The sequence below is a fragment of the Sporosarcina sp. Marseille-Q4943 genome, from assembly GCF_943736995.1.
Taxonomy (GTDB): Bacteria; Bacillota; Bacilli; order Bacillales_A; family Planococcaceae; genus Sporosarcina.
Genome location: NZ_OX031157.1, coordinates 1,103,522 through 1,115,789 on the forward strand (window position 1 = coordinate 1,103,522; position 12,268 = coordinate 1,115,789).

Below are 12,268 nucleotides of genomic sequence, written 5' to 3' on the forward strand. Positions count from 1 at the left end.
TTCATACCGCCTTTCAAAGAACGTTTGTTCTTCATTATAACCTAAACCTATGTCAATGGGATACTGATTTCACTGCTTCGACCGTTGAAAGGGCAGCTTTCAAATCTTCGTAAATAATATTGCCGACAATAACTGTATCCGCAAGCTTTGCCATCATTGTTGCGTCTTCCGCGTTGCGGATCCCGCCGCCGTAAAATAACCTCGTATTGTCAAGAACACGCGAGGCCGCCTTCACAATGGCCGGATCTCCGAGCATTCCGCTATATTCCAAATAAAATACCGGCAGCTTGAACAGATGCTCCGCCATCCGCGCATAGGCGATGACATCCTCTTCATCTGGAGCTTCATTGACGCCGGTAAGATGCGCCGCTTTGCAATCGGTGTTGACGATTACATAGCCTTCCGCGACGACCTCATCCCAATCCATCATATGGCCATATTCCTTCAATGCGGCATGATGGATGCCGTTCACCCATTTTGCATCTGTCGAATTCAGGACCGTCGGGATGAAATAATAATCGAATCCCATCGACACCGATTCAACAGTCGACACTTCAAGCGCCACCGGCACCGAGTACCGTCTGATGCGCGCTAGCAGGTCGAGGACGTTTTCAAGGGTTATGCCATCCGTACCGCCGATAATAATGCCGTCCGTTCCGGATTCTGCTAGCTGTTCGAGCTCTTCGTCCGTCAATTGTTTTGCAGGGTCCACTTTAAATGCGTGGCGCCAATTTTTATAATCCATTTTGTCTACCACCTAATTCATCGATTGCTTATTCAATGCGCTCGATACTATTTGAGCGTCTGCTATCCACCAGTATACCAAAAAAACGGACGGATTTCTCCGCCCGTTCACTTCTTATCTTTATTCTCCGCAAGCTCCGGATAGAGGCGGTCCAACACGGTGTTATAGCCGCCGGATCCGTAATCGACGCAACGTCTTACTCTTGAAATTGTCGCAGTGCTCGCACCGGTTTCATTTTGAATCCGGTCATATGTTTTTTTCTGCCTCAATGCATGCGCGACTTCCAAACGTTGAGCCAACGATTGCAGCTCACTCATCGTCGCAAGGTCGTCGAAGAACATATAGCATTCTTCTAAATCCTTCAATTCCAAAATGGCTTTGAACAGCTGATCCGTTTGTTCACTTCGGATTTTATCGATTTGCATGTTTCCCCCTCTTTCTTTCAGCACTGTTTTAAGGTGTGTATGTGACAGACTTTGAAATTCCCGAATACGTAGGGATGATATGAATCCACGTCTTGCCGGGAACTAACTTTGCGGGAACTCCATTTTCCATCGGCACGAGGAATCCATCGACGTTTTTCCACTCCAGCTCTTTCACGGAGCCTGCCTGGAACAGCATTGCCTTTCCGCCGCTTTCGATATCGACTGATTGTCTTCCGACGCTGTCGATCGTACGATGGTTCGCTTCCATGACGATGAGGTTGGACAGCCCGACTTGTTCTCCGTTCGCTTTATCCAGCGTCAGGATTCCATTCACCATCCGGTTGTACGTATCCGTTTCCGGATCATAGGAAAATGTGTTAATGAAATCTTTGTTGGAGCTGAAGCGGACGACGATCATTGATGCGCTATCTCCTATTTTAGCATCCTCAACCGATTCATGGAAAGTAAATGGAGGAACCTTCGCGATTTCGTCGGATGCACCGACCTTCTCCATCGCAGCCATTATGTTCTCGCCGGTTATATACGAATTATGGGGAGCTTTACGATCAGTGGATCTTTTGAATAAAGTTCCGTCATATTGCATGCCATTCACATTGTCGACATATCTGTTCGCCAACAGCTTCTGCGCATCGGGGCTATAGCCGTGCGCTACGTAAAATGCGTCCATCCCTTTTGATAGATAAATGAAATAGTCACGCGCGCTTCGGATCGGGCCGACCGTCTCCGGCAGCTCGCTTTGGAACAACGCTAAAAACCTTGTGACATTCCCTTCCGCCATAAATTCATAGACGATGTCCGCCTGACTGATTCCTGATTGCGGCCTAGCAAGTGGGTGGTTATTGATCGTGGCGAGTACAGGCCTTGCCCAATTCTCCTCCTCGGTCGACACGCCGGTGAACGGCGCCCGGTAAAGGAGCGCCCCCCCTTCCTCAGGCTCTTCTACGGGCTCTTCAACTTCGATTTCTTCTATCTCTTCCGGCTCCGGTACAATCTCTTCCGCGCCGGCTTTCTCTTTTTTTGAACACGCTGACAGCAACAGCAACATGATGGCTAAGGCTAGCAGCCATCCTCTCTTTTTCCCTTTCATCCGTTCCTCCTATCTTTCCGTCGCCGGAATGATTACTTCATTTTTCATTACTTGATAGAGCCCGACTTGTGTCGCCCTTATGTATGGCAAATGGGTCGACTGCAGGAACAGGAATGTGTACACCGCATCGCCATGCTTGTATCCCCGTTCCGCCAACGCTCTTTTAAGAGCACTTTCCTGTTCAATCAAAACATCCATATGCTCCGCCGATAGCCCCCCGCCAATACTAAGGGGGATGGATGCGGCAACTTCCCCATCTTCAATGAGCACCATGCCGCCCTTCAATCGCTTCATTTCCCGGAAAGCGAGCAGCATCGCCTTTTTGTCCTTCCCAATGAGGATAATATCGCCAGTGTTGGAATAGGAGGACGCAAAACCTTGAACTCGGTCTGCAAAACCTTTAATGAATGTATTCACCCGCCACTTTCCATTACGATCGATCAGCATGAGGAAGCTTTCATCATGCTCATTGGTAAGCTTGTCCATAGATGCGTCAAGCGTCACTTCGTAAGGCTTCGTAATGACGTCATTCACCATTTCAATGCCGACTGCATCTTTGAAATCAAACTCCTTCTCATCCAGATCGAAGTCCGGTTCGAAGTCTGGGACGAGCGACCAATCGACTTGCTTGAACCGTGCTGTCGACGCGTTTTCGCGTTTCAGCCATTTCCCTTTCGATAGGACATCCGACGGCACAGGATTCTTTTCATCCGTGAGGAAATTGAGCGTCGCGTATCTTCCTGTCGCAATGATGCCATGTTTATCATCGATACCGTAGTAGCACGCAACATTATAAGATGCCATCAAATACGCGTCGATCGGCTTCACTCCCGCATCGAGCGCCACTTGGATGCATTTGTCCATGACGCCGTCGAGATGGAAGGAAGGCGTCGAGCCGTCCGTCGTCATCATAAGATGGTCGAATACGTCCAACTCTTTGTCGAGTACGCCTTTCAATAAATCCGGCAAGTCAGGACGGATCGATGAATGGCGAAGTGTCACGGCATATCCTTGCAATAAGCGTGTTTCCACTTCTTCGATCGTCATCGCTTCATGATCGCCATCCACCCCGAGCAGTTTCATCCTCGCAAGCGTCCGCTCAGAAGCCCCCGGGAAATGGCCTTCAATCTTTTTCCCAGCTTGTTTCGCACGGGCAACAGCCGCCGCCATATCCGGATCACCGTTCATAAGGCGCGGCCACCCTGTCAGCTCCCCGCCCATGAGCACATCGTCCCGCTGTAACCATTCAGAAATCGCCTCTATATTGAACACTTCCCGTTCATTTTGCAAAATCGTTTGGGAATCAAACCTAGCCCACCAATAAAATGAAAACGGCAGCTCATTCAATTGGTCGATCAGTTTAAATGCCCTTTCATTTCCAAGAAGCAGGAAGAACGTCAAGTTGTCCGAGAGGAACGTCGTCGTTCCAAGCTTGCCCGCATAGTCGGCAAACGTTTCAGGATTGTATAGCTGGAACGGATGGACGTGCGGCTCGATATAGCCGGGAACGATTCTTTTATTGAGCGCGTCAACGATTTCCGCGCCTTCCGTCATGGCCGGCATTCTTTCCCCTACATAGACAATCCGATCGCCTGTAATCCAAATATTTCCTGTCACCCATTTTTTGAAAATGGAATGGAGATACGTTGCATTTTGAATGATGATATCCGGTGCTATTTTACCGTTGATAATTTCAATTTGCCGTTGTATTTCTCGTTGTTCCCACATTTCGATAAACCCCTTTTGAAGATTTTTCTATATATTTTATCGTAGCATAGCATCCATTTGAAATATAGATGTTTTACATCATTTGCATGAAATTTCAGTCGCCTTCGAACGAGTTGACCGTTTATGTATCGTTTATGTTATTGGGGGAACGCTAATGACAAACTTTTTTTCACCTTCACTTGAAGGGAGTGTTGTCAAATGACTAGAAAACAAGCCCCTCCTTTATTCGATGAACTGTCGAAACAATTTAGCCCGTCGGACGACATCGTTCAAACACCTTTGCAAATGAAAGGCCACTATGCCTTCCTTTTCTACGTGAAAACGGTTGTAGATGGAGATAGGCTCCAGCAGACAGTCATTAGACCGTTTTTTGAAATGGCTTCCGAAGAAGACTTTGCTTCGTACATTCAATCTTTGCCGAATCAATCAGAAGTACCCGACAAAAACAAACTGCTTTTTAGCATTAGTTCCGGATCTGTTTTAGTTGCCGTTGAGGATAGGCTGTTTTTACTCGATCTCCGCACAATTAAGAACAATGCTGTGCAGGAAACGACAATGGAACCGACGATTCATGGCCCACAGTTAGGTTTAAGCGAGGACATTGAAACGACAATCAATCTAATTAGGCAAAGATATCATAAGGCCACTTTAAAAGTTGAAGATTTCGTTACCGGCGATATGACCAATACTGCCGTTGCTATCATTTATGACGGTGACAGAGTCGATCCAAAAGTATTGAAGAAAATAAAGGAACAACTTGAAAATCTCAACACGCCTCTCTTCCAATCAGGGGGGGAGCTCCAACATTTCCTTAACAGAAGTAGATTTACTCTCTTCCCTACGACGCTTGTAACAGAACGCCCTGATCGCATCGTCTATAATTTGGTCGCTGGAAAGGTCATCATTGCAATAGACGGGAGTCCAAATGTCGTCGTTGCACCTGTCGTCTTTTTTGATTTCATGTCATCGATGGAAGACAATTATCATGTCTCTGTCATTTCAGGATTTACGATTATGTTACGGTATTTAGGCTTATTCACATGTATTTTACTTCCGAGCTTGTATATCGCGATGACATCGTATAACCCGGAAATCCTTAGAATTGAACTCGCCCTTACCGTGGCGGGAAGCAGAATCGGTGTGCCTTATCCTTCGTTTGTCGAAGTGATTTTCATGCTATTTTTCATGGAGTTGCTTACAGAGGCTAGCATGCGCTTGCCGAAAGCGGTCAGCGGCACCGCCACGACTGTCGGCGGGCTCATATTAGGGACAGCAGCGACGGAAGCGGCACTCACTTCAACAATTATGGTCATCATCATTTCGGCTGTCGCCATTTCCACATTCGTCATTCCAATTAATGAATTGAGCTTTGCAGTTCGTGTTGTCAGGTTTTTATTAATTATTTACGCGACTCTTTTCGGAATGGTCGGATTATTGATCGGTTTTATCGGGATCATTATGTTTTTGGCGAACAAAGATAGTTTGGGCGAACCGTACTTGCGGATTCCGTGGAAAGGCAAGAACGCTGAATTGGGGATGCACAATAGATGAACCGTTTCTTATTCTATTTGATCATCATTAATATGCTGACCAATATGGTATCCATAACGCCTAGGATTCTTATCGAAGGTAGCGACAAAGGGACAATCCTATCTATAGTTCTCGTAATTATTATCGGAGTTGCATTGTCCTATCTTCTCGTAATCCTTTTCAACCGTTTTCCCGGGCAAGGCTTGCCTGAAATTTTGCAAGCGACTGCCCCTAAATGGGTTGCAAAACCGGTTCTTCTATTTATGGCAGTAACGTGGTATATCGCAGGTCTTTTCACATTGATCATTTACACGTTTATCATCTTCCGATTTTTGACGCCTGAAATGTCGATTAATACGATTGTGTTGACATTTGCCTTTATCGTCACGTATGGAGTGCTTATGAAGACGATGAACATTTTGTATATGAGTGAAATCATTTTTATTCTCGTCGTCCCTTTTATATTATTCGTGCAAATAAAGGGATATAGCGATCCCACACTGAATTGGGATTATATACGCGTCGCTCTCATGCATGTGAATCACCTGCCGGATTATAGCGCTTTTATGGCCTCACTTTTTATCGTCGTTGGAACTGCAAATTTAGTCATTTTCAATCGTTTTTTCACAAAGCCGAAAAAGCCGTCCGCTAAAGGAATGGTTCTTCTTACGGTTATTTTCACGTTTGTCCTTGCAACGACATACTTACTTCCGATCGGCTTTGGAGGTTTCTATGCTCTCGAAAACTCTCTGTTTCCATGGATTATGACTAGTGATTCCTTGCGAATGAAATATGGGGTCGTTGAAAGGATCGTCTTTGTTTTCATCGGTGCCTTCTTGGCCCTAGGCGTCGTCAGTATGATCATGCATTGGCATATTTCAATCCAATTGCTTTCAAGCGTTATTCATTTTAAACGGTTTAAATGGAAATCGTTCAATTTGACGAAGCCTTTATTCATCATCATTTTTTGGATAATTGCTATGACCGCGACGAAACGGCTCACGACGGAAGGCCTTTTTGAATCCGTCGAGTTGTATGATAACATCGTCGTGCCTGTCATGCTCATTTTGCTAGTCGGTTGTTTATTATTCGCGAAGAAAGGTGCTGCATCCAAATGGCGGGCAAACAAAAAATGATGAAAGGGTGTCTCGCTGCAGTCATTTTTCTCACAATGCTTCTCCAATCAGGATGCGCATTCAAAGACATTGACAAGAGGATATTTGTTGTCGCCATCGGCATTGATCCTTCTGAAAAAGTGAGGGGCGGATTCAAGGTGACATTGCAGTTGGCAAAACCGATTGGTAACATCAAACAAGAATCTGGTCCGACCTATTCTTATTTAACGCATGATGCCGACTCAGTAGCCGTAGCAGTCCATGACTTGGAAACACGTGTCGATAAAGTATTGGAGCTCGGACATAACCGTATTATCATTATTCACAAGGACTTGCTAACCAAAGATATCGATACGTTCATGGATTTTTTCACCCGGCGCGGGGATATCCAAATGATTACCTATGTCGCCGTAGCTGATAAAACTGCCGAAGAGGTCGTTACGTTCGAACCGGAGATTGAAGCGCCTGCATCGATTTCGTTATATAACTATTTCGATAACACAGGAACGGAAAGCCCTTACATCGTCACAACATTTCTATATGAGTTCAGGCGAGAGGTTTTAGGTAAAGGGATTGATACAGTTATTCCGGTAATCGGAATCGATGAAGAAAATCAAGAATATCAAATTAACAAATCGATCGTCCTCAGAACCGGAGGAAAGACGTTGGAATTGACGCCTGAGGAAACAAAGTATCTCAATTCCCTCGTGCATAAAGCTTACGGATTCAGCTATAAAATTGAAGAGGATGACCTTGTCATGGTATTGAACTTTAACGAAATAAGAATGAACTACAAACTCATCCTCAATGACGGCGAGCCACGGGTCGATATGAATATTACAAAGGTCGGTTTTGTAGGCGAATCCAGTAAGCGTTTAAACAATAAGCATTTGAAAAAATACAATAAAATTGCAGCTAAAGAAATTAAAAAGATTGTCGAAGATTTATTGGTGAAACTGCAAGAAAACGATGTCGATCCATTCGGTTTCGGACTTCGTTATCAGGCAACAAGATTGTCAGGAAAGGATGTATGGCCTAGATGGGAGCGCATATATCCAGACATCAATTTTAATGTGAAAGTTGATATAGAACTGAAGAGCACCGGATCGATTGAATGAAAACAGACCACACATACATATCGATGTGTGGTCTGTTTTTCATTTGTTTTGGAATGCACGCCAGCCGATGTCTGTCCGGTAGAAAAATCCATTCCATTCCATGTTATTCAATTTGTCATACACTTCGTCCCGCGCTGCCTCAAGCGTTTCCGCTTTCGCTGCAGCGAGCAGGACTCTGCCGCCATTGCCGACAAAATGATCATCAACGGCTTTCGTGCCGGCATGGAAGACGTCAATTTCATCCAACAAACCTAGATTAGGGAGTTTTGCGCCTTTCACAACGTCCCCTGGATAGCCGTCGGACGCGATGACAACGCCGAACATGGCATCATCATGCCACTTCAATTCGAATGGCTTCTTATCCATAAGCGCCATCATGAATTCCCCGAAGTCGGATTGCATCCGAGGCAGGACGACCTGTGTTTCCGGATCGCCGAAGCGCGCATTGAACTCGATCACTTTCGGCCCTTCATTTGTCAAAATAAGCCCTGCATACAGGATACCAGTAAACGGCGTCCCTTCCTCAGTCATTGCTTGGACTGTCGGAACGACGACTTTCTCGTACGCTTCTTTAATGACATTGTCCAGAATATGCGGAACCGGGGAGTAGGCTCCCATCCCGCCGGTGTTCGGCCCTCTGTCGCCGTCATACGCCCGTTTATGGTCCTGCGCAATGACCATCGGGTAAATTTGCCCGTCATGCACGAATGACATATACGAGAACTCTTCCCCGTCAAGGAATTCCTCGATGACGACGCGCGAAGAAGATTCGCCGAACCGTTGATTGCCAATCATGTCGTCAACCGCATGAAGCGCATCTTCAACAGTCATCGCGACGATGACACCTTTTCCAGCTGCAAGTCCGTCCGCTTTCACAACGATCGGCGCTCCTTGCTGTCGAATGAATGCCTTCGCTTCTTCTGCGTCCGTGAACGTCCCATAAGCAGCCGTAGGGATTGCGTATTTACTCATCAGTTCCTTTGCGAAAGACTTGCTGCCTTCGATTTGAGCAGCAGCTTTCGTCGGTCCGAAAATTCTCAAACCTTTATCAGAGAAAAAATCGACGATCCCTTCCGCCAATGGCTGTTCCGGCCCAACAAATGTCAAGTCGATTCCTTGTTCAATAGCGAATGAAGCAAGCGCATCAAAATCAGTCGCATCGATCCCGATACATTCCGCATCGTTTCTCATTCCGTCGTCCCCGGGGGCGACATACACTTTTGAAACGGACGGTGAATCGTTGAACTGCCGTGCAATCGCATGCTCCCGGCCGCCGCTGCCGATTACGAGTACTTTCATCTGTATCTTCTCCTTCAATCAATGTTTGAAATGACGTACGCCTGTGAACACCATTGCAATGCCGTATTCATTCGCCTTCTTAATGGAATCTTCGTCCTTCACAGATCCGCCAGGTTGTATGATCGCTGTAATGCCCGCTTTGGCAGCAGCTTCCACTGTATCGTCCATCGGGAAGAACGCGTCAGAAGCCATTGCCGCACCTTTCGCACGTTCGCCTGCTTGCGTCAGTGCTATCGCGGCAGCACCGACTCGGTTCATTTGCCCTGCTCCGACGCCGAGCGTCATATGCGAATCCGCAACGACGATTGCGTTCGACTTCACGTGCTTGACGACCGCCCAACCGAGTTTGAGCGCTTCCCATTCCGCCTCCGTCGGCTCGCGGTCCGTTGCAACACGGATGTCGGCATCTTCGTATCCGAACGTATCCGGCTCTTGAAGAAGGAGGCCCCCTTCAACGGATACCGTGTTCCAACTGTCCTTTTTCTGTTGATTAAACGGAATCGTCAACAGACGGATATTTTTCTTCTTCGTCAATGAAGCGATCGCTTCTTCCGTAAACGACGGGGCGATGATAATTTCGAGGAAGATTTCCGAGAGCTTCTCCGCTGTCTCTGCATCCACTTCACGGTTCAAGGCGATGATGCCTCCGAAGATGGAAACCGGGTCGGCCTCGTATGCTTTATTGAACGCATCGGCAATTGTCTCGCCGGTACCTACGCCGCAAGGGTTCATATGCTTCACTGCCACTGCAGCCGGTTGGTTGAATTCCTTGACGATTTGAATCGCTGCGTTTGCATCTTGGATATTGTTATAGGAAAGCTCTTTCCCGTGCAATTGCTCCGCGTTCGCAATCGAGAAATCCGAACCGAGCGGACGGCTGTAGAACGCCGCTTTCTGATGTGGATTTTCGCCATAGCGGAGCGGCTGTTTCAACTCATATGTAAACGTCACTTGCTCAGGGAATTCTTCGTCTGCAAGATCAGTCAAGTATCCAGAGATGAGCGCGTCATACGCAGCTGTATGACGGAAAACTTTCGCTGCGAGGCGGCGACGGGTTGCGAGTGTCGTCTGCCCTTCCGTCTGCAACTCTTCAAGCACTTGGCCGTAATCCGCCGCGTCTACGATGACCGTCACGTAGGCGTGGTTTTTCGCAGATGCACGAAGCATTGCAGGTCCGCCGATATCGATGTTTTCGATTGCGTCTTTGACGGCAACGTCAGGTTGCGAAATCGTTTCTTTGAATGGGTAAAGGTTCACGCAGACAATATGGATCGGCTGGATGCCGTGTTCTGCCATTTGCGCTTGATGTGCCGAGTCGTCCTGCTTTGCAAGCAGTCCGCCATGAATCATCGGGTTGAGCGTCTTGACGCGACCTTCCATAATTTCAGGGAAGCCTGTCACTTCGTCGACCGCCGTCACCGCGACGCCGTTTTCTTTCAGATGTTTCATTGTCCCGCCGGTTGACAGAATTTCATAGTCCAATTTCACAAGCGCTTGTGCAAACTCCAAAATTCCATTTTTGTCTGAGACACTGAGCAATGCCCGTTTTTTCACGAATGAACCCCTCCGTTAGTTAAAATCAGCTTCTGCAATGTTTCTTTATAAATGACATGTTCCACTTCATGTATTGCTTGTGCAGTCTTTTCCGCATCGCCTTCAACGACAGGAACCGCCGCTTGCGCGAGGATCGGACCCGTATCCATCCCTTCATCGACAAGATGGACCGTGACACCCGTCACTTTCACGCCATGAGCGATTGCCTGCCCGATCGCATCCTTGCCCGGGAATGAAGGGAGCAATGATGGATGGATATTGACGATGCGTGAAGGATAGGCGGTTAAAAGAGTCTTTCCGATCAGCCGCATATATCCCGCAAGGACAATCCATTCGACGCCCTCTTCACGTAATATGCTGAGCACTGCTTCCTCATATGCTTCCTTCGACGGGAAGGCTTTCGGTTCCAAAGCGACGACCCGGATGTCCGTCTGCCTTGCCCGTTCAATGACGAATGATGCTGGCTTGTCCGTCATGACGAGGACGATTTCTGCGTCCAACTCGCCTTCACGGCATGCATGTTCAAGCGCTTCGAAGTTGCTCCCGCTGCCGGAAGCGAATACAGCGATTCTTGCTTTTTCTTTCATTCTGCCAAGCTCCCATCATGGCTTCCTTTGAAGACGACACCCGATCCGCGAACGACACGACCAATTTCATATGCTTCTTCACCGTGCTCTGCAGCAATTTGAATGGCGCGCTTCGCTTGTTCCGCAGGAAGGGCGATGACGAACCCGATTCCCATATTGAAGACGCTGTACAGATCTTTATCCAAAAGTTCGCCTTTCACTTTCAGCATTTTGAAGACAGGCAGCACAGGCCATGAACCAAGGTCGACTTCGACACCGAATCCTTCTCCGAACATTCTTGGGAGGTTCTCATAAAAACCGCCGCCCGTAATATGTCCCATCGAATGCACGTCAAGCTCGTCGTGAATTTGCATGACAGGCTTCGCATAAATTTTCGTCGGTTCAAGCAAAGCTGTTCCTACCTTGCCGAGCTCTTCGAACCCTGCGATATACTCGTCGAGCTTATATCCTTGCTCTTCAAGAACGATTTGACGGACGAGCGAGAATCCGTTCGAGTGGATGCCACTTGAAGCGATGCCGACAAGCACGTCCCCTTCAGCGACTTTTTCCCCTGTCACGACGTTGCTCTTTTCGCAAGCTCCGACCGCAAATCCGGCCAAATCATATTCTTCAACATCGTAGAGTCCAGGCATTTCAGCCGTCTCTCCGCCGATCAACGCTGCACCCGACTGTACGCAGCCGTCTGCGATTCCTTTGACGATTGCCTCGACCTTTTCAGGGACCGCTTTTCCGAGTGCAATATAATCCAAGAAATAGAGCGGCTCCGCGCCTTGCGCAACGATATCATTCACACACATAGCGACACAGTCGATACCGATCGTGTCATGTTTATCAGCCATAAACGCCAACTTCAATTTCGTACCGACGCCGTCCGTCCCGGAAATGAGCACAGGCTCTTTATAGTTCAGCTCAGATAGATCGAACATCCCTCCGAAACCGCCGAATGCGCCGGCTACACCTTTACGCACTGTACGCGCGACATGAGATTTCATCCGTTCAACCGATTCATAGCCCGCCTCGATATTCACTCCCGCTTTTTCATACGCCTTTGACATGGGA

General features: G+C 47.6%; 11 protein-coding genes. 3 read left to right on the top strand and 8 right to left on the bottom strand.

Going from position 1 to position 12,268, the window contains the following annotated elements:
- Positions 1 to 52: 52 nt before the first annotated feature.
- From NIT04_RS14495 to NIT04_RS14510, 4 genes are all read right to left on the bottom strand, one after another.
- Positions 53 to 745, bottom strand: a complete 693-nt coding sequence (locus NIT04_RS14495) for a heptaprenylglyceryl phosphate synthase (RefSeq protein ID WP_252504247.1) — start codon at positions 743 to 745, stop codon at positions 53 to 55.
- A gap of 107 nt (positions 746 to 852) precedes the next feature.
- Positions 853 to 1,170 (bottom strand): YerC/YecD family TrpR-related protein, encoded by a 318-nt coding sequence (locus NIT04_RS14500; RefSeq protein ID WP_252504248.1) that lies wholly within the window; start codon positions 1,168 to 1,170, stop codon positions 853 to 855.
- 28 nt (positions 1,171 to 1,198) lie between these two features.
- The gene (locus NIT04_RS14505) at positions 1,199 to 2,278 is read right to left on the bottom strand and encodes a DUF3048 domain-containing protein (protein ID WP_252504249.1); all 1,080 of its coding nucleotides are present in this window, start codon (positions 2,276 to 2,278) and stop codon (positions 1,199 to 1,201) included.
- A 9-nt stretch (positions 2,279 to 2,287) separates the two neighbouring features.
- Positions 2,288 to 4,006 (bottom strand): adenine deaminase C-terminal domain-containing protein, encoded by a 1,719-nt coding sequence (locus NIT04_RS14510; RefSeq protein WP_252504250.1) that lies wholly within the window; start codon positions 4,004 to 4,006, stop codon positions 2,288 to 2,290.
- A gap of 198 nt (positions 4,007 to 4,204) precedes the next feature.
- Here NIT04_RS14510 and NIT04_RS14515 point away from each other — a divergent pair, with 198 nt between their 5' ends.
- From NIT04_RS14515 to NIT04_RS14525, 3 genes are read left to right on the top strand one after another with little or no spacing between them, the layout of a single operon-like run.
- Entirely contained in the window at positions 4,205 to 5,557 is a 1,353-nt protein-coding gene (locus NIT04_RS14515) for a spore germination protein (RefSeq protein WP_252504251.1), read from the top strand.
- Positions 5,554 to 6,672 (top strand): GerAB/ArcD/ProY family transporter, encoded by a 1,119-nt coding sequence (locus tag NIT04_RS14520; protein WP_252504252.1) that lies wholly within the window; start codon positions 5,554 to 5,556, stop codon positions 6,670 to 6,672. The genes NIT04_RS14515 and NIT04_RS14520 overlap by 4 nt, the downstream gene beginning before the upstream one ends.
- Positions 6,651 to 7,769 (top strand): Ger(x)C family spore germination protein, encoded by a 1,119-nt coding sequence (locus tag NIT04_RS14525; protein ID WP_252504253.1) that lies wholly within the window; start codon positions 6,651 to 6,653, stop codon positions 7,767 to 7,769. The genes NIT04_RS14520 and NIT04_RS14525 overlap by 22 nt, the downstream gene beginning before the upstream one ends.
- A gap of 39 nt (positions 7,770 to 7,808) precedes the next feature.
- On the opposite strand, the gene purD is transcribed toward NIT04_RS14525, so the two are convergent.
- The 4 genes from purD to purM are packed head-to-tail and all read right to left on the bottom strand — an operon-like array spanning position 7,809 to position 12,264.
- The gene (purD, locus tag NIT04_RS14530) at positions 7,809 to 9,068 is read right to left on the bottom strand and encodes a phosphoribosylamine--glycine ligase (RefSeq protein ID WP_252504254.1); all 1,260 of its coding nucleotides are present in this window, start codon (positions 9,066 to 9,068) and stop codon (positions 7,809 to 7,811) included.
- A gap of 18 nt (positions 9,069 to 9,086) precedes the next feature.
- Positions 9,087 to 10,622 carry a bifunctional phosphoribosylaminoimidazolecarboxamide formyltransferase/IMP cyclohydrolase gene (gene purH, locus NIT04_RS14535; RefSeq protein WP_252504255.1) on the bottom strand — a complete coding sequence of 512 codons (1,536 nt, stop codon included), beginning with the start codon at positions 10,620 to 10,622 and terminating at the stop codon, positions 9,087 to 9,089.
- Positions 10,619 to 11,209, bottom strand: coding sequence for a phosphoribosylglycinamide formyltransferase (gene purN, locus NIT04_RS14540; RefSeq protein ID WP_252504256.1), 591 nt, complete (start codon positions 11,207 to 11,209; stop codon positions 10,619 to 10,621). Before purN ends, purH begins: the two co-directional genes overlap by 4 nt.
- Entirely contained in the window at positions 11,206 to 12,264 is a 1,059-nt protein-coding gene (purM, locus tag NIT04_RS14545) for a phosphoribosylformylglycinamidine cyclo-ligase (protein WP_252504257.1), read from the bottom strand. Before purM ends, purN begins: the two co-directional genes overlap by 4 nt.
- Between the last annotated feature and the right edge of the window lie 4 nt (positions 12,265 to 12,268).

Coding starts and splice junctions, on each gene's coding strand:
- NIT04_RS14495 (WP_252504247.1), bottom strand. CDS start 745: ATGGATTATAAAAATTGGCGCCACGCATTTAAAGTGGACCCTGCAAAA.
- NIT04_RS14500 (WP_252504248.1), bottom strand. CDS start 1,170: ATGCAAATCGATAAAATCCGAAGTGAACAAACGGATCAGCTGTTCAAA.
- NIT04_RS14505 (WP_252504249.1), bottom strand. CDS start 2,278: ATGAAAGGGAAAAAGAGAGGATGGCTGCTAGCCTTAGCCATCATGTTG.
- NIT04_RS14510 (WP_252504250.1), bottom strand. CDS start 4,006: ATGTGGGAACAACGAGAAATACAACGGCAAATTGAAATTATCAACGGT.
- NIT04_RS14515 (WP_252504251.1), top strand. CDS start 4,205: ATGACTAGAAAACAAGCCCCTCCTTTATTCGATGAACTGTCGAAACAA.
- NIT04_RS14520 (WP_252504252.1), top strand. CDS start 5,554: ATGAACCGTTTCTTATTCTATTTGATCATCATTAATATGCTGACCAAT.
- NIT04_RS14525 (WP_252504253.1), top strand. CDS start 6,651: ATGGCGGGCAAACAAAAAATGATGAAAGGGTGTCTCGCTGCAGTCATT.
- purD (WP_252504254.1), bottom strand. CDS start 9,068: ATGAAAGTACTCGTAATCGGCAGCGGCGGCCGGGAGCATGCGATTGCA.
- purN (WP_252504256.1), bottom strand. CDS start 11,209: ATGAAAGAAAAAGCAAGAATCGCTGTATTCGCTTCCGGCAGCGGGAGC.
- purM (WP_252504257.1), bottom strand. CDS start 12,264: ATGTCAAAGGCGTATGAAAAAGCGGGAGTGAATATCGAGGCGGGCTAT.